Here is a 20,580-nt window from a genome sequence, read left to right as displayed (position 1 = left end):
TGATATAAGGAGTACGCCATGAAGGCATTGATACTTTATTTGAGCCGTGACGGGCAAACACGTGCTATCGCTTCTTATATAGCAAGCAAGTTGCAGGACACGCTGCGTTGTGAGGTGATTGATCTGCTGCAGGCGGAACAGGTCGACCTTAGTCAGTACCAGCAGGTGATGATCGGTGCTTCTATCCGTTACGGGCACTTTAATCCGGTACTGGATAAATTCGTTAAGCGCCATGCCGAACAGCTGAATAGGATGCCGAGCGCCTTCTTCGCCGTGAACCTGACCGCTCGTAAACCGGAAAAGCGCTCGCCGCAAACCAACGCTTATACCCGCAAGTTCCTGCTGGCCTCGCCGTGGCAGCCAAAACAGTGTGCGGTGTTTGCCGGCGCATTGCGGTATCCGCGCTATCGCTGGTTCGACCGCATCATGATTCAATTTATTATGCGTATGACGGGCGGTGAAACGGATACCAGTAAGGAAGTGGAGTACACAGATTGGCAGCAGGTCGATCGTTTCGCCCAGGAATTTAGCCAGATCCAGTACGAAAAGTGACAAAAACGCGGGTTTGGCCAGCGTTTTGCCGAAAAAATCCGCGCTTGAAAAGTTTTTTGCAATTAGGGGTTGCGGCCTGCCGAGAACTCCCTATAATGCGCCTCCACTGACCGGGAACAACGACTGACAAGCCGCCGGGTCAGCGAGAAGAAGGCGAAATAAACGCTTGACTCTCCGGGCGAAAAGCGTAGTATACGCAGCCCGCGCCGATGAGTTTCTCGGCACTGCTCTTTAACAATTTATCAGACAATCTGTGTGGGCACTCCACAAGACGATATCCAGCATCTTCGGATGCAAAAAAATATCAAGTCTTGAAGAGTGACTAACTGAAGTAAAATTCATGCAGTAAATCTTTGAGCATCGCTTCTCGAGTGGAAGCAAATCAAGCTTTTAATTGAAGAGTTTGATCATGGCTCAGATTGAACGCTGGCGGCAGGCTTAACACATGCAAGTCGAGCGGTAGCACAAGGGAGCTTGCTCCCTGGGTGACGAGCGGCGGACGGGTGAGTAATGTCTGGGAAACTGCCTGATGGAGGGGGATAACTACTGGAAACGGTAGCTAATACCGCATAACGTCGCAAGACCAAAGAGGGGGACCTTCGGGCCTCTTGCCATCAGATGTGCCCAGATGGGATTAGCTAGTAGGTGGGGTAATGGCTCACCTAGGCGACGATCCCTAGCTGGTCTGAGAGGATGACCAGCCACACTGGAACTGAGACACGGTCCAGACTCCTACGGGAGGCAGCAGTGGGGAATATTGCACAATGGGCGCAAGCCTGATGCAGCCATGCCGCGTGTGTGAAGAAGGCCTTCGGGTTGTAAAGCACTTTCAGCGAGGAGGAAGGTGGTGAGCTTAATACGCTCATCAATTGACGTTACTCGCAGAAGAAGCACCGGCTAACTCCGTGCCAGCAGCCGCGGTAATACGGAGGGTGCAAGCGTTAATCGGAATTACTGGGCGTAAAGCGCACGCAGGCGGTTTGTTAAGTCAGATGTGAAATCCCCGGGCTCAACCTGGGAACTGCATTTGAAACTGGCAAGCTAGAGTCTCGTAGAGGGGGGTAGAATTCCAGGTGTAGCGGTGAAATGCGTAGAGATCTGGAGGAATACCGGTGGCGAAGGCGGCCCCCTGGACGAAGACTGACGCTCAGGTGCGAAAGCGTGGGGAGCAAACAGGATTAGATACCCTGGTAGTCCACGCTGTAAACGATGTCGATTTGGAGGTTGTGCCCTTGAGGCGTGGCTTCCGGAGCTAACGCGTTAAATCGACCGCCTGGGGAGTACGGCCGCAAGGTTAAAACTCAAATGAATTGACGGGGGCCCGCACAAGCGGTGGAGCATGTGGTTTAATTCGATGCAACGCGAAGAACCTTACCTACTCTTGACATCCAGAGAACTTTCCAGAGATGGATTGGTGCCTTCGGGAACTCTGAGACAGGTGCTGCATGGCTGTCGTCAGCTCGTGTTGTGAAATGTTGGGTTAAGTCCCGCAACGAGCGCAACCCTTATCCTTTGTTGCCAGCGGTTCGGCCGGGAACTCAAAGGAGACTGCCAGTGATAAACTGGAGGAAGGTGGGGATGACGTCAAGTCATCATGGCCCTTACGAGTAGGGCTACACACGTGCTACAATGGCGTATACAAAGAGAAGCGACCTCGCGAGAGCAAGCGGACCTCATAAAGTACGTCGTAGTCCGGATTGGAGTCTGCAACTCGACTCCATGAAGTCGGAATCGCTAGTAATCGTAGATCAGAATGCTACGGTGAATACGTTCCCGGGCCTTGTACACACCGCCCGTCACACCATGGGAGTGGGTTGCAAAAGAAGTAGGTAGCTTAACCTTCGGGAGGGCGCTTACCACTTTGTGATTCATGACTGGGGTGAAGTCGTAACAAGGTAACCGTAGGGGAACCTGCGGTTGGATCACCTCCTTACCTAAAGATATTAGTTCGCGTGGCGTGCTCACACAGATTGTCTGATGAAAAAGTAACGAGCAAAAGCGTCATAAAAGTACGGTGTCGTGTCCCCTTCGTCTAGAGGCCTAGGACACCGCCCTTTCACGGCGGTAACAGGGGTTCGAATCCCCTAGGGGACGCCAAGCTTCCGACCCACCCGGTGAAAGCGGCGGTCTTCAGTATCTGACGATACACCATATCTTAAAGATGACTTCCGAGTCATGTTTAAGATATTGCTCTTTAACAATCTGGAACAAGCTGAAAATTGAAACGTGACGGCTGAAATTTGTCCCCCCGTAGATGTATTGGGATAAAGAGTAACCTGTCATAGAGTCTCTCAAATGTTTGCAGCACGAACGATGGAAACATCTTCGGGTTGTGAGGTTAAGTGACTAAGCGTACACGGTGGATGCCTAGGCAGTCAGAGGCGATGAAGGGCGTGCTAATCTGCGAAAAGCGTCGGTAAGGTGATATGAACCGTTATAACCGGCGATACCCGAATGGGGAAACCCAGTGTGTTTCGACACACTATCATGTCATGAATACATAGTGACATGAGGCGAACCGGGGGAACTGAAACATCTAAGTACCCCGAGGAAAAGAAATCAACCGAGATTCCCCCAGTAGCGGCGAGCGAACGGGGAGGAGCCCAGAACCTGAATCGGCTTGTGTGTTAGTGGAAGCGTCTGGAAAGTCGCGCAGTAAAGGGTGATAGCCCCGTACACTAAAATGCACAGGTCGTGAGTTCGATGAGTAGGGCGGGACACGTGACATCCTGTCTGAATATGGGGGGACCATCCTCCAAGGCTAAATACTCCTGACTGACCGATAGTGAACCAGTACCGTGAGGGAAAGGCGAAAAGAACCCCGGCGAGGGGAGTGAAATAGAACCTGAAACCGTGTACGTACAAGCAGTGGGAGCACCTTCGTGGTGTGACTGCGTACCTTTTGTATAATGGGTCAGCGACTTATATTTTGTAGCAAGGTTAACCGTATAGGGGAGCCGTAGGGAAACCGAGTCTTAACTGGGCGATTAGTTGCAAGGTATAGACCCGAAACCCGGTGATCTAGCCATGGGCAGGTTGAAGGTTGGGTAACACTAACTGGAGGACCGAACCGACTAATGTTGAAAAATTAGCGGATGACTTGTGGCTGGGGGTGAAAGGCCAATCAAACCGGGAGATAGCTGGTTCTCCCCGAAAGCTATTTAGGTAGCGCCTCGTGAACTCATCTTCGGGGGTAGAGCACTGTTTCGGCTAGGGGGCCATCCCGGCTTACCAAACCGATGCAAACTCCGAATACCGAAGAATGTTATCACGGGAGACACACGGCGGGTGCTAACGTCCGTCGTGAAGAGGGAAACAACCCAGACCGCCAGCTAAGGTCCCAAAGTCATGGTTAAGTGGGAAACGATGTGGGAAGGCATAGACAGCCAGGATGTTGGCTTAGAAGCAGCCATCATTTAAAGAAAGCGTAATAGCTCACTGGTCGAGTCGGCCTGCGCGGAAGATGTAACGGGGCTAAACCATGCACCGAAGCTGCGGCAGCGACGCTTAGGCGTTGTTGGGTAGGGGAGCGTTCTGTAAGCCGTTGAAGGTGGCCTGTGAGGGTTGCTGGAGGTATCAGAAGTGCGAATGCTGACATAAGTAACGATAAAGCGGGTGAAAAGCCCGCTCGCCGGAAGACCAAGGGTTCCTGTCCAACGTTAATCGGGGCAGGGTGAGTCGACCCCTAAGGCGAGGCTGAAAAGCGTAGTCGATGGGAAACAGGTTAATATTCCTGTACTTGGTGTTACTGCGAAGGGGGGACGGAGAAGGCTAGGCTAGCCGGGCGACGGTTGTCCCGGTTTAAGCGTGTAGGGGGTGTGACCTGGTAAATCCGGTTGCATACTAACCCTGAGGCGTGATGACGATGCACTACGGTGCAGAAGTAGTTGATGCCCTGCTTCCAGGAAAATCCTCTAAGCTCCAGGTAACATTAAATCGTACCCCAAACCGACACAGGTGGTCAGGTAGAGAATACCAAGGCGCTTGAGAGAACTCGGGTGAAGGAACTAGGCAAAATGGTGCCGTAACTTCGGGAGAAGGCACGCTGGCATGTAGGTGAAGTCCCTTGCGGATGGAGCTGAAGCCAGTCGAAGATACCAGCTGGCTGCAACTGTTTAATAAAAACACAGCACTGTGCAAACACGAAAGTGGACGTATACGGTGTGACGCCTGCCCGGTGCTGGAAGGTTAATTGATGGGGTCAGCCGCAAGGCGAAGCTCTTGATCGAAGCCCCAGTAAACGGCGGCCGTAACTATAACGGTCCTAAGGTAGCGAAATTCCTTGTCGGGTAAGTTCCGACCTGCACGAATGGCGTAATGATGGCCAGGCTGTCTCCACCCGAGACTCAGTGAAATTGAACTCGCTGTGAAGATGCAGTGTACCCGCGGCAAGACGGAAAGACCCCGTGAACCTTTACTATAGCTTGACACTGAACATTGAGCCTTGATGTGTAGGATAGGTGGGAGGCTTTGAAGCGTGGACGCCAGTCTGCGTGGAGCCATCCTTGAAATACCACCCTTTAATGTTTGATGTTCTAACTCGGCCCCGTAATCCGGGGTGAGGACAGTGTCTGGTGGGTAGTTTGACTGGGGCGGTCTCCTCCCAAAGAGTAACGGAGGAGCACGAAGGTTAGCTAATCACGGTCGGACATCGTGAGGTTAGTGCAAAGGCATAAGCTAGCTTGACTGCGAGAGTGACGGCTCGAGCAGGTACGAAAGTAGGTCTTAGTGATCCGGTGGTTCTGAATGGAAGGGCCATCGCTCAACGGATAAAAGGTACTCCGGGGATAACAGGCTGATACCGCCCAAGAGTTCATATCGACGGCGGTGTTTGGCACCTCGATGTCGGCTCATCACATCCTGGGGCTGAAGTAGGTCCCAAGGGTATGGCTGTTCGCCATTTAAAGTGGTACGCGAGCTGGGTTTAGAACGTCGTGAGACAGTTCGGTCCCTATCTGCCGTGGGCGTTGGAAGATTGAGAGGGGTTGCTCCTAGTACGAGAGGACCGGAGTGAACGCACCACTGGTGTTCGGGTTGTCATGCCAATGGCATTGCCCGGTAGCTAAGTGCGGAAAAGATAAGCGCTGAAAGCATCTAAGCGCGAAACTTGCCTCAAGATGAGTCTTCCCTGGGCCTTTAAGGCCCCTGAAGGAACGTTTAAGACTAAGACGTTGATAGGCTGGGTGTGTAAGTGCAGCGATGCATTGAGCTAACCAGTACTAATGATCCGTGAGGCTTAACCTTACAACACCGAAGGTGTTTTTAGAGAGATTTTCAGCGAAGTTCCGAGATTGGTTCTGATGGCGACACGAGAGTGAAGCGGTTGGAATAAAACGAATTTGCCTGGCGGCAATAGCGCGGTGGTCCCACCTGACCCCATGCCGAACTCAGAAGTGAAACGCCGTAGCGCCGATGGTAGTGTGGGGTCTCCCCATGCGAGAGTAGGACACTGCCAGGCATCAAATAAAGCCGAAAGCCCTGAACTGACGTTCAGGGCTTTTTGCTATGCGTAAAATAAATATCCTGACAGTATCTATTACTTTGAAAAATGCCTTTTTGGGCATATGTAGCTTATCCTTATAAGGAAGCATAATGTTTCTTTGCTAGGGAAATAGCCAACTAAATATATAATTGATAGTTCCAGATTATTATTTAAATAATAAAAATATCTATCTATGAACAGACTGATGAGAATTATCCGGTTATATCAAAGATAAATCTTAATTCTTCAGTGTATTAGTCGATAAATTTCACGTTAATTAAAACAAATATTAGCCAGACGCCTCGAATCGAGTAGACTAGGCGGAAGATTATTTCCGTATAGGTACTGAACGTTATGTCTACTGAAAGCGCGTCTTTAAAAAACCACAATACGTTTGCGCTCCCGGTCAACGCAGCGCACCTGATCATGGCCGATAGAATTGAGCTGATGCTCAAGGTGTGGCAACAAACGCGCAAGCGTCAGGAGCCGTTGCTGATTCTCGGTGAAGGTAGCAACGTGCTGTTCCTGGAGGATTTTTCTGGCACAGTAATGGTCAATCAGTTGAAGGGTATTGATGTTCGGGAAGATAACGATGCCTGGTATCTCCACGTCAGCTCCGGTGAAAATTGGCATGACCTGGTGCAATATACGCTACAGGCCGGGATCTGCGGTCTGGAAAACCTGGCGTTGATTCCTGGATTGGCCGGTTCCGCCCCTATCCAGAACATCGGCGCCTACGGCGTCGAATTGAAAGACGTCTGCGAGTATGTCGATCTGCTGGACTTCTCTACCGGCGCTATCGATCGTATTCCGGCTGCCGAGTGTGGTTTTGGCTACCGGGAAAGTATTTTCAAACACCGTTTCCAGACCGGACATGTCATTGTTGGGCTGGGTCTGCGTCTCAACAAACAGTGGCAACCCAAATTGAGCTACGGCGATCTGGCCAAGCTGGATCCTGCCACGGTGACGCCACTTCAGGTATTTGAATCCGTATGCGCCATGCGCCGCAGCAAGCTGCCCGATCCGCGTGAAACCGGCAATGCCGGCAGCTTCTTCAAGAATCCGCTGGTGAACGCAGAGAAAGCCGCAGAACTCATCGCTCAATATCCCGGTATGCCGCATTATCCACAGCAGGATGGCCAGGTGAAGCTGGCCGCCGGATGGCTTATCGATCAATGCGAACTGAAAGGATATCGTATCGGTGGCGCTGCGGTACACCGCCAACAAGCGCTGGTGCTGGTGAACATCGCCAACGCCCACAGTCAGGATGTGGTGGCGTTGGCGCGCCACGTACGCAAGACGGTGGCTGATAAATTCGGCGTGTGGCTGGAACCTGAGGTGCGTTTTATTGGCGCGACCGGTGAACTGAATGCCGTGGCGGTACTGTCATGAAAGATACCAAGGTTCCGTTAAAACTGATCGCGCTGCTGGCTGACGGCGAATTCCATTCCGGTGAACACCTCGGTGAGTCACTGGGCATGAGTCGCGCGGCGATCAATAAGCATATTCAGACCATTCGCGAATGGGGACTGGATGTCTTTACCGTGCCCGGAAAAGGCTATAGCCTGCCTGGCGCCATCCAGCTGTTGGAAGCCAAGCGAATCCTCAGCCTGCTGGAAGACAAGCGTGTAAGCGTGTTGCCGGTGGTCGATTCCACCAACCAATACTTGCTGGACCGCATCGACGAATTGCACTCTGGTGATGCCTGCGTCGCTGAATACCAACAGGCTGGACGAGGGCGCCGCGGGCGGCAGTGGATCTCGCCATTCGGCGCTAATTTATATCTGTCGATGTTCTGGCGACTGGAGCAGGGGCCGGCAGCGGCTATGGGGCTTAGCCTGGTGATCGGGATGGTGATGGCGGAGGTCTTGCAGCGCCTCGGTGCGGCTGATGTGCGCGTGAAGTGGCCTAACGATCTTTATCTGAACGATCGTAAATTAGCGGGGATCCTGGTCGAACTGACGGGAAAAACCGGCGATGCGGCTCAACTGGTCATCGGCGCCGGCATCAACCTGGCGATGCGTGATACCAATGCCAGCGCCATTACTCAGGGATGGATTAACCTACAGGAAGCGGGAATTCAGATCGATCGCAATGAACTGGCTGCAACCTTGCTTAATGAACTGCGTCAGTCATTGAAACAGTTTGAGATAGACGGACTCGCGCCCTTTATCGGTCGCTGGCGTACCCTGGATAACTTTATCGACAGGCCGGTCAAGCTGCTGATTGGCGAGCGGCAGATTGTGGGTATCGCCCGCGGAATCGATTCACAGGGCGCACTGCTGCTGGAACAGGACGGGGAGATCAAGCCCTTCATCGGTGGCGAGATATCGCTGCGCAGCGCGGAATAGTGAGAAAAGACAAGGGGACAGTAACGTCCCCTGAATCGATCGGTAGGCTTACTTTCTTAAACGCACGCTTTCAACGGCGTGGTTAGCGCTTTTGGTCATTATCAGGCTGGCGCGTTCACGGGTGGGCAGTATATTCTGCTGCAAATTCAATCCGTTAATTTCATTCCATAATTGCGTGGCGATATTAATCGCCTCCGGTTCCGGCAATTTTGAATAATTATGGAAATAAGAATCGGGATTGGAAAATGCGCCCTGACGGAATTTCAGAAAACGATTGATATACCAGCTTTGTAATAGCGTTTCCGGCGCATCGACATATATAGAGAAGTCGACAAAGTCGGAAACGAATACGCGATGCGGATCGTGAGGATAATCCATACCGCTTTGCAACACGTTAAGCCCTTCCAGGATCAGAATATCCGGTTGCTCGATGACTTTATTACCTTCGGGTACAACGTCATAGATCAAATGGGAATAAACCGGGGCGGTGACGCGTTTGGCGCCGGATTTCACTTCCGACACGAATTTCACCAGGCTATGCATATCGTAAGACTGCGGGAAGCCTTTTTTCTTCATCAGGCCGCGTTCGTTCAGCACCTTATTAGGGTGCAAGAAGCCGTCGGTCGTGATCAACTCAACGCTGCGGTGTTCTGGCCAACGGCTCAACAACGCCTGCAACAGACGTGCGGTTGTGCTCTTACCTACGGCTACGCTGCCGGCGATGCCGATGACATAGGGAATCTTTTGCCCGTCGGTGCCGAGGAATTGCTCGAGCACCGCCTGCCTACGCAGGTTGGAACTGATATAGAAGTTCAACAGCCGTGACAGCGGCAGATAAATCTGCGCAACTTCTTCCAACGAGAGATCTTCGTTAATCCCTTTCAGTTTAACGATCTCTTCTTCCGACAACGTCAGCGGCACCGAATCTCGCAACGCAGCCCATTGGGTACGATCGAACTGTAGGTAAGGCGTTGCTAAAGATTGATCTCTTTTTATCATAAGCCAAATTCTGCCTGTTAACGCAGGTTGGGAAAGGCGCCGGACGCCAACTCCAGAGAATAAACAAGCTGCATATTATAGACAGCTTCGTTTTTGGCGTAGACTTTTTTCGCAAAAGTTGTCGATAGGCAGCAGTTTATGTCAATTGTGCGAAGCGGCGCGCAGTTGATAAAGCGGGGTTACAAGGCGGTATCATCAGAGCCGGATACCGCCTGAAGACTAACTGGCGATGGCGCGCGAAGGCTGATTTACGGTGAACAGACGTTTGTAATAAATGACGGTCGGATGGTAATGCCCATCGGGACCCGCTGCATAATCCGGCAGCTCACCCAAACAGCGATAACCCAGGCTGCGATAAAGCGCTTCTGCCGCCGAACCGGCCTGCGTATCCAGATACAATAGCCCGCGTTGCTGCTGCAGTGCCGCGTACTCCAGCGTCTTCATCAGAGCCTGACCTACGCCGTTGCGGCGAGCACGGCTATGCACCAACAGCTTTACCACCTCCGCACGATTACGGCCGTTCGGCTTCTGGCAAAGTTCGAGTTGCACGGTGCCAACGACGCCGCGATCGTCACGGGCAATCCACAGCAGCAGCTCACCTTTGGCCAGGGCCGGTCGCAGACTGTGGAAGTAGCTCTCGGCGTCTTCGTGAGGAATTAAGGTGTCGTAACCGACAGAAGCGCCGTGCGTGACGGCATCGGTCAACAGGCGGGCCAATTCATCGCGGTAAATTGGGAGCGTAGCGGCGTTGATAGGCACTATTTTCATCGGTCATTCCTCCTGGGATGGGGGTAATGAAGAGAAGCAATAACTGAGCCACAGCGGCGAAAGGCATAGCAACGGCAAAAGGGCGAGGGATCAGTGTAGCCCACGCCGCAGTCCGGGGCAGGTATCCCCTTTTTGGTGCATCGATCCCGCTCACAGTTTACCAGCGCGGGTTAAGTGTTTTGAGAAGCCCGACACGGAGAAAGCGGCGCTCAAGGCTTGCAAAAAGTGGATAAAATTGTAGAGAATGATTGCCGCGAGTGATGAATGTTTGCACGCCGCAGGCTGCAAATTGCATGACAGTATGCAAAATTGACTGATTTATGAGCGAAAGTGCGCGTAAAGCAATTTTTTTGTTGCATAGGTCGCCCGCTCTACCTAGAATGCGCTGCACTTGATGCCGGCTTAGCTCAGTAGGTAGAGCAACTGACTTGTAATCAGTAGGTCACCAGTTCGATTCCGGTAGCCGGCACCATTCAAGTCACAAGTAGTTAAAATCTGGTGGGGTTCCCGAGCGGCCAAAGGGAGCAGACTGTAAATCTGCCGTCACAGACTTCGAAGGTTCGAATCCTTCCCCCACCACCAAATCTTGCCTTCGGCGATTAACTGAGATGCGATAAATACCGCAACGGTTGATGGCGGGAGGAGAGGGCGAAAGCCTTCGGCAAGGTTCGAGCTGTGCAGCGCAAGGCGCAGCCGGCCCGAAGGATGCGAGCCGAGTGATGAACAATCCTGCTCCATCCCAAAATTCTACAGAAAAATCAGGTAGCCGAGTTCCAGGATGCGGGCATCGTATAATGGCTATTACCTCAGCCTTCCAAGCTGATGATGTGGGTTCGATTCCCACTGCCCGCTCCAAGATGTGCTGATATAGCTCAGTTGGTAGAGCGCACCCTTGGTAAGGGTGAGGTCGGCAGTTCGAATCTGCCTATCAGCACCACTTCTTAATTTCTCGCCCCCTGATTTTCTTTCTGTTCTGGATTCAACGAGCAAATGCTTGGTTGATGTGGTGATACCACCGATTTATCCGTGTCTTAGAGGGACAATCGATGTCTAAAGAAAAGTTTGAACGTACAAAACCGCACGTTAACGTCGGTACTATCGGCCACGTTGACCACGGTAAAACTACCCTGACTGCAGCGATCACTACCGTACTGGCTAAAACCTACGGCGGTTCTGCACGTGCTTTCGACCAGATCGATAACGCGCCAGAAGAAAAAGCTCGTGGTATCACCATCAACACCTCCCACGTTGAGTATGACACCCCGACTCGTCACTACGCGCACGTTGACTGCCCAGGGCACGCCGACTACGTGAAAAACATGATCACCGGTGCTGCTCAGATGGACGGCGCGATCCTGGTAGTAGCTGCGACTGACGGCCCAATGCCTCAGACTCGTGAGCACATCCTGCTGGGTCGTCAGGTTGGCGTTCCTTTCATCATCGTATTCATGAACAAATGCGACATGGTTGATGATGAAGAGCTGCTGGAACTGGTAGAAATGGAAGTTCGCGAACTGCTGTCCGCTTACGACTTCCCAGGCGACGACCTGCCAGTAATCCGCGGTTCCGCGCTGAAAGCGCTGGAAGGCGAAGCTGAGTGGGAAGCGAAAATCATCGAACTGGCCGAAGCCCTGGACAGCTACATCCCAGAGCCAGAGCGTGCAATCGACAAGCCGTTCCTGCTGCCAATCGAAGACGTATTCTCCATCTCCGGTCGTGGTACCGTTGTTACCGGTCGTGTTGAGCGCGGTATCATCAAAGTTGGCGAAGAAGTTGAAATCGTTGGTATCAAAGACACCGTTAAGTCTACCTGTACTGGCGTTGAAATGTTCCGCAAACTGCTGGACGAAGGCCGTGCTGGTGAGAACGTAGGTGTTCTGCTGCGTGGTATCAAACGTGAAGAAATCGAACGTGGTCAGGTACTGGCTAAGCCAGGCTCCATCAAGCCGCACACCCAGTTCGAATCTGAAGTGTACATCCTGAGCAAAGATGAAGGTGGTCGTCACACGCCATTCTTCAAAGGCTACCGTCCACAGTTCTACTTCCGTACTACTGACGTGACCGGTACCATCGAACTGCCAGAAGGCGTAGAGATGGTAATGCCAGGCGACAACGTGAACATGGTTGTAACCCTGATTCACCCAATCGCGATGGATGACGGTCTGCGTTTCGCAATCCGTGAAGGCGGCCGTACTGTAGGCGCTGGTGTTGTTGCTAAAGTTATCGCTTAATCGCTGATAAAGTTTGACGCGACACGCGGTAAAAGGGCATCATTTGATGCCCTTTTTCTACGCTGTGAACTAGAACCTATCTCATCAGCGATTTTGCAGTCATAATCATTGGTGAGATGGGCTCTTAAACCGTATTGACTGAATACGTCATGGCGTAAAACACCGGGATATCGCTCGCGCGGTATCCGATCGGTTTGGTTTGCCTCGCAATGCGAGGCAAAGTTGTTTGTTCTGAATCATCATTGTGACAGGTTGGTTTATGAGTGCGAATACCGAGGCTCAAGGGAGCGGACGCGGCCTGGAAGCGGCAAAGTGGCTGATCGTCGCCGTTCTGTTGGTTGTGGCTATTGTCGGTAACTATTACTACCGTGATTTAAGCCTGCCATTGCGCGCGCTGGCAGTTGTGCTGATCATCGCCGTTGCAGGTGCAGTGGCTCTGATGACCACCAAAGGCAAAGCCACCGTTGCGTTTGCCCGTGAAGCGCGTACCGAAGTACGTAAAGTGATTTGGCCAACTCGTCAGGAAACGCTACACACCACGTTGATCGTTGCCGCGGTAACCGCCGTGATGTCACTGATTCTGTGGGGGCTGGATGGTATTCTGGTCCGTCTGGTGTCGTTTATTACTGGCCTGAGGTTCTAAAATGTCTGAAGCTCCAAAAAAACGTTGGTACGTCGTTCAGGCGTTTTCCGGTTTTGAAGGTCGCGTAGCGCAATCGCTGCGTGAACACATCAAACTGCACGATATGGAAGAGCTGTTCGGCGAAGTGATGGTGCCTACGGAAGAAGTGGTTGAAATCCGTGGTGGCCAGCGTCGCAAGAGCGAGCGTAAATTCTTCCCTGGCTATGTGCTGGTGCAGATGGTGATGAATGACGCCAGCTGGCACCTGGTGCGCAGCGTACCGCGTGTCATGGGGTTCATCGGCGGTACGTCTGACCGTCCTGCGCCGATCAGCGATAAAGAAGTTGATGCGATCATGAACCGCCTGCAGCAGGTCGGTGACAAACCGCGTCCGAAAACGCTGTTCGAACCGGGCGAGCTGGTGCGCGTCAACGACGGCCCGTTTGCCGATTTCAACGGCGTGGTCGAAGAAGTCGATTACGAGAAGAGCCGCCTGAAAGTTTCCGTTTCCATCTTCGGCCGTGCAACGCCGGTGGAACTGGACTTCAGCCAGGTTGAAAAAGGCTGATCGAATAATCAGCAATAAGCGGTCCGTTGCCGCTTGTCAAAGGCGCGAAATTGAACTACAATTTCGCGCCTTTTGTTTTTAGATGCCTTGCCTGATGTCTGTCCGGCGAGGTTAAACACGGGGAGCCTCTCACGAGGCGATACTACCCAAACCGAGGAAATTTAAATGGCTAAGAAAGTACAAGCCTACGTTAAGCTGCAAGTTGCAGCTGGTATGGCTAACCCGAGCCCACCAGTGGGTCCAGCTCTGGGTCAGCAGGGCGTTAACATCATGGAATTCTGTAAGGCATTCAACGCTAAAACTGACAGCGTTGAGAAAGGTCTGCCGATTCCGGTTGTTATCACCGTTTATTCTGATCGCTCCTTCACTTTCGTTACCAAAACCCCGCCAGCAGCAGTTCTGCTGAAAAAAGCGGCTGGTATCAAGTCTGGTTCCGGTAAGCCGAACAAAGACAAAGTAGGTAAAGTGACCCGTGCTCAGGTACGTGAAATCGCAGAAACCAAAGCTGCGGACATGACTGGTTCTGACGTTGAAGCGATGACTCGCTCCATCGAAGGTACCGCTCGTTCCATGGGCCTGGTAGTGGAGGATTAAGAGATGGCTAAGCTGACCAAGCGCATGCGCGTGATCCGTGACAAAGTTGATGCTACTAAACAGTATGACATCACTGAAGCTGTTGCTCTGCTGAAAGAGCTGGCCACCGCTAAATTCGTAGAAAGCGTTGACGTTGCCGTTAACCTCGGCATCGACGCTCGTAAATCTGACCAAAACGTTCGTGGCGCTACCGTTCTGCCACACGGCACCGGTCGTTCCGTTCGCGTTGCCGTATTTACCCAAGGCGCTAACGCTGAAGCTGCGAAAGCTGCAGGCGCAGAGCTGGTAGGTATGGACGATCTGGCTGAGCAGATCAAGAAAGGCGAAATGAACTTCGACGTTGTTATTGCTTCCCCGGATGCAATGCGCGTTGTTGGTCAACTGGGCCAGATCCTGGGTCCACGTGGCCTGATGCCAAACCCGAAAGTGGGTACCGTTACTCCGAACGTTGCTGAAGCTGTGAAAAACGCTAAAGCAGGTCAGGTTCGCTACCGTAACGACAAAAACGGCATCATCCATACCACCATCGGTAAGGTTGATTTCGACGCAGACAAACTGAAAGAAAACCTGGAAGCCCTGCTGGTTGCGCTGAAAAAAGCAAAACCTTCTCAGGCGAAAGGTATGTACATCAAGAAAGTTAGCCTCTCCACCACCATGGGTGCTGGCGTTGCTATCGATCAGAGCGGTCTGTCTGCCGCAGCGAACTAATCGCACTTGCGATTATCGCTTTGACTTGGGGCCGAGATTTGTCTAGAATCTTATGCCCCAAGGTTTTGCTATTGGCTATGCCGTAGGCAAAACAAAGATTTTTCGGTTGGAGCCTGGCCTATCCAGGCCTCCGTCCAAGACCGCAGGTGTATCGCGAGATACTTAATCCTTCCTGCGTAGACGGTGACAGAGCCTAAGAAAATTTTTCTTTTTTATAAAAGAATGTCTTTGCTGGATTCTGCTCACCGTGTTAAGCCGCTCGGCGTGGCGTTTTACAAAGCGCCGAGTGAAGTGAGTTCCGGGGATTTTCCCCGGCTAATCCAGGAGCAAAAAGCTAATGGCATTAAATCTTCAAGACAAACAAGCGATTGTTGCTGAAGTCAGCGAAGTAGCCAAAGGCGCGCTGTCTGCGGTTGTTGCGGATTCCCGCGGCGTTACCGTAGATAAAATGACTGAACTGCGTAAAGCAGGTCGTGAAGCTGGCGTTTACATGCGTGTTGTTCGCAACACCCTGATGCGTCGCGTAGTTGAAGGCACTCCATTCGAATGCCTGAAAGACACGTTTGTCGGTCCAACCTTGATTGCATTCTCTCACGAACACCCGGGCGCTGCTGCTCGTCTGTTCAAAGAGTTCGCGAAAGCGAATGCAAAATTCGAGGTTAAAGCTGCGGCCTTTGAAGGTGAGCTGATCCCAGCGGCGCAAATCGACCGCCTGGCGACGCTGCCAACTTACGAAGAAGCGATCGCACGCCTGATGGCAACCATGAAAGAAGCCGCTGCCGGCAAACTGGTTCGCACTCTGGCTGCAGTACGCGATCAGAAAGAAGCGGCGTAAGCCACTCTTTCTTAGCCTTTGCTAACGTATTTAAACTATTTCTGAATTTTAGGAACAATTGTTATGTCTATCACTAAAGACCAAATCCTGGAAGCAGTTGCCGCTATGTCCGTAATGGACGTTGTTGAACTGGTTTCCGCTATGGAAGAAAAATTCGGCGTTTCTGCTGCTGCTGCTGTAGCTGTAGCTGCTGGCCCAGCTGAAGCTGCTGAAGAGAAAACTGAATTCGACGTTATCCTGAAAGCTGCAGGCGCTAACAAAGTTGCTGTTATCAAAGCAGTACGTGGCGCTACCGGCCTGGGTCTGAAAGAAGCTAAAGACCTGGTTGAATCTGCTCCAGCCGCTCTGAAAGAAGGCGTGAGCAAAGATGACGCAGAAGCTCTGAAAAAATCTCTGGAAGAAGCTGGCGCAGAAGTTGAAGTTAAATAAGCCAACCCTTCCGGTTGCAGCCTAGTCTTTTAGGCTGATGGCTGGTGACTTTTTAGTCACCAGCCTTTTTGCGCTGTAGGGCGCCAGTAGCGTTTCACACTGTTTGGCTGCTGGTTTCGCCTCCCAATGTTTGTTTCTATTGACGACTTAATATACCGCGGTCTTTGCACTACCAGGAGTTCTGGGGGAAGGCGCGATGAAATGGTTTAAGCGTGATAGCAAGAGACATTGCGGAAAGTGTTCCCGCTTTCCGGTCGACAAAACGGTGTTGCATGAACTGTCCCTAATCGGACGGACAGATTGGGTCACTGATCAGCGAGCTGAGGAACCCTATGGTTTACTCCTATACCGAGAAAAAACGTATTCGTAAGGATTTTGGTAAACGTCCACAAGTGCTGGACATACCATATCTCCTTTCTATCCAGCTTGACTCGTTCCAGAAGTTTATCGAGCAAGATCCAGAAGGGCAGTACGGCCTTGAAGCCGCATTCCGTTCTGTTTTCCCTATCCAGAGCTACAGTGGCAATTCGGAGCTGCAATACGTTAGCTACCGTCTTGGTGAGCCGGTCTTCGACGTCAAAGAGTGCCAGATCCGTGGTGTGACGTTCTCTGCACCGCTGCGCGTAAAACTGCGCCTGGTTATCTATGAGCGCGAAGCGCCTGAAGGTACGGTCAAAGACATCAAGGAACAAGAAGTCTACATGGGCGAAATTCCGCTCATGACCGAAAACGGCACCTTTGTGATCAACGGTACTGAGAGGGTTATCGTATCTCAGTTGCACCGTAGTCCTGGCGTATTCTTCGACAGCGATAAGGGTAAAACCCACTCCTCGGGTAAAGTGCTGTACAACGCACGCATCATCCCTTACCGCGGTTCATGGTTGGACTTCGAGTTCGATCCGAAAGACAACCTGTTCGTGCGTATTGACCGTCGCCGCAAACTGCCTGCGACCATCATTCTGCGCGCGCTGAACTACACCACTGAACAGATCCTCGACCTGTTCTTTGACAAGATCGTCTTCGAAATCCGCGACAACAAGCTGCAGATGGAGCTGGTGCCTGAGCGCCTGCGTGGTGAGACCGCTTCGTTCGATATCGAAGCCAACGGCAAGATCTACGTAGAGAAAGGCCGTCGTATCACCGCCCGTCATATCCGTCAGCTGGAAAAAGACGACATTCAGAGCATTGAAGTACCGGTAGAGTACATCGCGGGCAAAGTGGTCGCGAAAGACTATATCGATACCAATACCGGCGAACTGATCTGCGCAGCCAACATGGAGCTGTCGCTGGATCTGCTGGCCAAGCTGAGCCAGTCCGGCCACAAGCGCATCGAAACGCTGTTCACCAACGATCTGGATCACGGCGCGTATATCTCTGAAACGCTGCGTGTCGATCCGACCAACGATCGTCTGAGCTCGCTGGTAGAAATCTACCGCATGATGCGTCCTGGTGAGCCGCCAACGCGCGAAGCTGCCGAAAGCCTGTTCGAGAACCTGTTCTTCTCCGAAGACCGCTACGATCTGTCCGCGGTCGGCCGTATGAAGTTCAACCGTTCTCTGCTGCGCGACGAGATCGAAGGTTCGGGCATCCTGAGCAAAGACGACATCATCGAAGTGATGAAGAAGCTCATCGATATCCGTAACGGCAAGGGCGAAGTGGACGATATCGACCACTTGGGCAACCGTCGTATCCGCTCCGTCGGCGAAATGGCCGAGAACCAGTTCCGCGTAGGTCTGGTGCGTGTTGAGCGTGCGGTGAAAGAGCGTCTGTCTCTGGGCGATCTGGATACCCTGATGCCTCAGGACATGATCAACGCCAAACCGATTTCGGCGGCGGTGAAAGAGTTCTTCGGCTCCAGCCAGCTGTCCCAGTTCATGGACCAGAACAACCCGTTGTCCGAGATCACGCACAAGCGTCGTATCTCTGCACTGGGCCCGGGCGGTCTGACCCGTGAGCGCGCCGGCTTTGAAGTTCGAGACGTACACCCGACCCACTACGGCCGCGTGTGCCCAATCGAAACGCCGGAAGGTCCAAACATCGGTCTGATCAACTCCCTGTCCGTGTACGCACAGACTAACGAGTATGGCTTCCTGGAAACCCCGTACCGCCGCGTGCGTGACGGCGTGGTGACCGATGAGATCAACTACCTGTCTGCTATTGAAGAAGGCAACTTCGTTATCGCCCAGGCGAACTCCAACCTGGATGAAGAAGGCCGCTTCGTAGAAGACCTGGTCACCTGCCGCAGCAAAGGCGAATCAAGCCTGTTCAGCCGCGACCAGGTTGACTACATGGACGTATCCACCCAACAGGTTGTTTCCGTTGGTGCCTCACTGATTCCATTCCTGGAACACGATGACGCCAACCGTGCATTGATGGGTGCGAACATGCAACGTCAGGCCGTACCAACCCTGCGCGCTGACAAGCCGCTGGTCGGTACCGGTATGGAACGCGCTGTAGCGGTTGACTCCGGCGTAACCGCCGTTGCCAAACGCGGCGGTGTGATCCAGTACGTGGATGCTTCCCGTATCGTTATCAAAGTTAACGAAGACGAGATGTACCCGGGCGAAGCAGGTATCGATATTTACAACCTGACCAAGTACACCCGTTCTAACCAGAACACCTGCATCAACCAGATGCCGTGTGTGAATCTGGGTGAGCCAATCGAGCGCGGCGACGTGCTGGCGGATGGCCCATCGACAGACCTGGGCGAACTGGCACTGGGCCAGAACATGCGCGTAGCGTTCATGCCTTGGAACGGCTACAACTTCGAAGACTCCATCTTGGTCTCCGAGCGCGTGGTGCAGGAAGATCGCTTCACCACCATCCACATCCAGGAACTGGCGTGCGTGTCTCGCGACACCAAGCTGGGGCCTGAAGAGATCACCGCCGACATCCCTAACGTGGGTGAAGCGGCGCTCTCCAAGCTGGATGAATCCGGTATCGTGTATATCGGTGCTGAAGTGACCGGCGGCGACATTCTGGTCGGTAAGGTAACGCCTAAAGGCGAAACCCAGCTGACGCCGGAAGAGAAACTGCTGCGTGCGATCTTCGGTGAGAAAGCGTCTGACGTTAAAGACTCTTCTCTGCGTGTGCCGAACGGCGTTTCCGGTACGGTTATCGACGTGCAGGTCTTCACCCGCGATGGCGTGGAAAAAGACAAGCGCGCGTTGGAAATCGAAGAGATGCAGCTGAAGCAGGCGAAGAAAGACCTGACTGAAGAACTGCAGATCCTGGAAGCCGGTCTGTTCGCACGTATCCACGCGGTGCTGGTTGCCGGTGGCATCGAAGCCGACAAGCTGAGCAAGCTGCCGCGCGATCGCTGGCTGGAACTGGGCCTGACCGACGAAGAGAAGCAAAACCAGCTGGAGCAGCTGGCTGAGCAGTACGACGAACTGAAATCCGACTTCGAGAAGAAGCTGGAAGCCAAGCGTCGTAAGATCACTCAGGGCGACGATCTGGCGCCGGGCGTGCTGAAAATCGTCAAGGTTTATCTGGCCGTTAAACGTCAGATCCAACCGGGTGACAAGATGGCGGGCCGCCACGGTAACAAGGGTGTTATCTCCAAGATCAACCCGATCGAAGATATGCCTTACGATGAAAACGGCACGCCGGTTGACATCGTACTGAACCCGCTGGGCGTACCATCACGTATGAACATCGGTCAGATCCTGGAAACCCACCTGGGTATGGCTGCGAAAGGCATCGGTGAGAAGATCAACCAGATGCTGAAGCAGCAGCAGGAAGTGGCCAAGCTGCGTGAGTTCATCCAGAAGGCCTACGATCTGGGCGACGACGTTTGCCAGAAAGTTGACCTGAACACCTTCAGCGACGACGAAGTGCTGCGTCTGGCAGAGAACCTGAAAAAAGGTATGCCGATCGCAACGCCGGTGTTTGACGGTGCGAAAGAGACTGAAATCAAGAAGCTGCTGGAAATGGGTGGTATCCCGACCTCCGGTCAGATCACGCTGTTCGATGGCCGTACCGGTGAGCAATTCGAGCGCCAGGTTACTGTTGGCTATATGTACATGCTGAAACTGAACCACTTGGTTGACGATAAAATGCACGCCCGTTCAACCGGTTCTTACAGCTTGGTTACTCAGCAACCTCTGGGTGGTAAAGCGCAGTTCGGTGGTCAACGCTTCGGTGAGATGGAAGTGTGGGCACTGGAAGCATACGGCGCGGCTTATACCCTGCAGGAAATGCTCACCGTTAAGTCGGATGACGTTAACGGCCGTACCAAGATGTACAAAAACATCGTGGATGGCGACCACCGGATGGAGCCAGGCATGCCGGAATCCTTCAACGTACTGTTGAAAGAAATCCGCTCGCTCGGCATCAACATCGAACTGGAAGACGAGTAATCGTCATGCCGGCTCAGGCTCCCCGCCTAAGGGAGCCTGAGGGTGGTTGTTCAGGTCACACGGGTACCTACTGCGGTTGT

At 52.8% G+C, this 20,580-nt stretch carries 13 protein-coding genes, 5 tRNA genes, 3 rRNA genes and 1 other RNA gene; 20 read left to right on the top strand and 2 right to left on the bottom strand.

Translation table 11 applies throughout. The annotated features are described in order from the left end of the window. Positions 1-18: 18 nt before the first annotated feature. From hemG to birA, 7 genes are all read left to right on the top strand, one after another. Positions 19-552 carry a menaquinone-dependent protoporphyrinogen IX dehydrogenase gene (hemG, locus tag ACMGF9_RS22465; protein WP_031300082.1) on the top strand — a complete coding sequence of 178 codons (534 nt, stop codon included), beginning with the start codon at positions 19-21 and terminating at the stop codon, positions 550-552. Between the two features lie 391 nt (positions 553-943). Further along, positions 944-2,485, top strand: a 16S ribosomal RNA gene (locus tag ACMGF9_RS22460). An 88-nt stretch (positions 2,486-2,573) separates the two neighbouring features. Further along, positions 2,574-2,649: transfer RNA gene (locus ACMGF9_RS22455), tRNA-Glu, on the top strand. Positions 2,650-2,888: 239 nt separating this feature from the next. After that, positions 2,889-5,796 (top strand): 23S ribosomal RNA (locus tag ACMGF9_RS22450). Between the two features lie 98 nt (positions 5,797-5,894). Then, positions 5,895-6,010, top strand: a 5S ribosomal RNA gene (gene rrf, locus ACMGF9_RS22445). Together the 16S, 23S and 5S rRNA genes with 1 tRNA gene alongside form the textbook arrangement of a ribosomal RNA operon. Positions 6,011-6,388: 378 nt before the next feature. After that, entirely contained in the window at positions 6,389-7,426 is a 1,038-nt protein-coding gene (gene murB / locus ACMGF9_RS22440) for a UDP-N-acetylmuramate dehydrogenase (RefSeq protein WP_004929433.1), read from the top strand. Beyond that, positions 7,423-8,385 carry a bifunctional biotin--[acetyl-CoA-carboxylase] ligase/biotin operon repressor BirA gene (gene birA / locus ACMGF9_RS22435; protein ID WP_004929427.1) on the top strand — a complete coding sequence of 321 codons (963 nt, stop codon included), beginning with the start codon at positions 7,423-7,425 and terminating at the stop codon, positions 8,383-8,385. Before murB ends, birA begins: the two co-directional genes overlap by 4 nt. Before the next feature lie 48 nt (positions 8,386-8,433). On the opposite strand, the gene coaA is transcribed toward birA, so the two are convergent. Next, entirely contained in the window at positions 8,434-9,384 is a 951-nt protein-coding gene (gene coaA / locus ACMGF9_RS22430; RefSeq protein ID WP_025304936.1) for a type I pantothenate kinase, read from the bottom strand. Between the two features lie 219 nt (positions 9,385-9,603). After that, entirely contained in the window at positions 9,604-10,152 is a 549-nt protein-coding gene (locus ACMGF9_RS22425) for a GNAT family N-acetyltransferase (RefSeq protein WP_004929422.1), read from the bottom strand. 396 nt (positions 10,153-10,548) lie between these two features. On the opposite strand from ACMGF9_RS22425, the gene ACMGF9_RS22420 reads away from it, so the two are divergent. The 13 genes from ACMGF9_RS22420 to rpoB all read left to right on the top strand — a co-directional run bounded on the left by ACMGF9_RS22420 (position 10,549) and on the right by rpoB (position 20,500). Then, positions 10,549-10,624, top strand: a tRNA-Thr gene (locus ACMGF9_RS22420). 25 nt (positions 10,625-10,649) lie between these two features. Further along, positions 10,650-10,734: transfer RNA gene (locus ACMGF9_RS22415), tRNA-Tyr, on the top strand. A gap of 46 nt (positions 10,735-10,780) precedes the next feature. Then, positions 10,781-10,896: non-coding RNA, RtT sRNA (locus ACMGF9_RS22410), on the top strand. Positions 10,897-10,932: 36 nt separating this feature from the next. After that, a tRNA-Gly gene (locus ACMGF9_RS22405) sits at positions 10,933-11,007 on the top strand. A 6-nt stretch (positions 11,008-11,013) separates the two neighbouring features. Then, positions 11,014-11,089 (top strand) — tRNA-Thr (locus ACMGF9_RS22400). A 109-nt stretch (positions 11,090-11,198) separates the two neighbouring features. Then, on the top strand, positions 11,199-12,383 hold the full coding sequence (gene tuf / locus ACMGF9_RS22395; RefSeq protein ID WP_015376315.1) for an elongation factor Tu: 1,185 nt from the start codon (positions 11,199-11,201) through the stop codon (positions 12,381-12,383). Positions 12,384-12,642: 259 nt separating this feature from the next. Beyond that, positions 12,643-13,026: a preprotein translocase subunit SecE gene (secE, locus tag ACMGF9_RS22390; protein ID WP_004929916.1), complete on the top strand. Its 384-nt coding sequence runs from the start codon at positions 12,643-12,645 to the stop codon at positions 13,024-13,026. 1 nt (position 13,027) lies between these two features. Then, positions 13,028-13,573 carry a transcription termination/antitermination protein NusG gene (gene nusG, locus ACMGF9_RS22385; RefSeq protein WP_004929914.1) on the top strand — a complete coding sequence of 182 codons (546 nt, stop codon included), beginning with the start codon at positions 13,028-13,030 and terminating at the stop codon, positions 13,571-13,573. 165 nt (positions 13,574-13,738) lie between these two features. After that, a complete protein-coding gene (gene rplK / locus ACMGF9_RS22380; RefSeq protein WP_015376316.1) occupies positions 13,739-14,167 on the top strand; it encodes a 50S ribosomal protein L11 in 429 nt (142 codons plus the stop codon). 3 nt (positions 14,168-14,170) lie between these two features. Further along, complete coding sequence (rplA, locus tag ACMGF9_RS22375; protein ID WP_004929908.1) at positions 14,171-14,875, top strand: 50S ribosomal protein L1; 705 nt, start codon at positions 14,171-14,173, stop codon at positions 14,873-14,875. Positions 14,876-15,212: 337 nt separating this feature from the next. Continuing rightward, positions 15,213-15,710 carry a 50S ribosomal protein L10 gene (gene rplJ / locus ACMGF9_RS22370; RefSeq protein WP_004929905.1) on the top strand — a complete coding sequence of 166 codons (498 nt, stop codon included), beginning with the start codon at positions 15,213-15,215 and terminating at the stop codon, positions 15,708-15,710. 63 nt (positions 15,711-15,773) lie between these two features. Then, a complete protein-coding gene (gene rplL, locus ACMGF9_RS22365; RefSeq protein ID WP_004929903.1) occupies positions 15,774-16,139 on the top strand; it encodes a 50S ribosomal protein L7/L12 in 366 nt (121 codons plus the stop codon). A 332-nt stretch (positions 16,140-16,471) separates the two neighbouring features. Beyond that, on the top strand, positions 16,472-20,500 hold the full coding sequence (gene rpoB, locus ACMGF9_RS22360) for a DNA-directed RNA polymerase subunit beta (RefSeq protein ID WP_004929900.1): 4,029 nt from the start codon (positions 16,472-16,474) through the stop codon (positions 20,498-20,500). Positions 20,501-20,580: the final 80 nt, after the last annotated feature.

The organism is Serratia sp. BNK-23, from assembly GCF_047456145.1.
GTDB lineage: Bacteria > Pseudomonadota > Gammaproteobacteria > Enterobacterales > Enterobacteriaceae > Serratia > Serratia nematodiphila.
The sequence above is the reverse complement of the archived record's forward strand: the minus strand, read 5'-3'. Positions and strand labels throughout refer to the sequence as shown.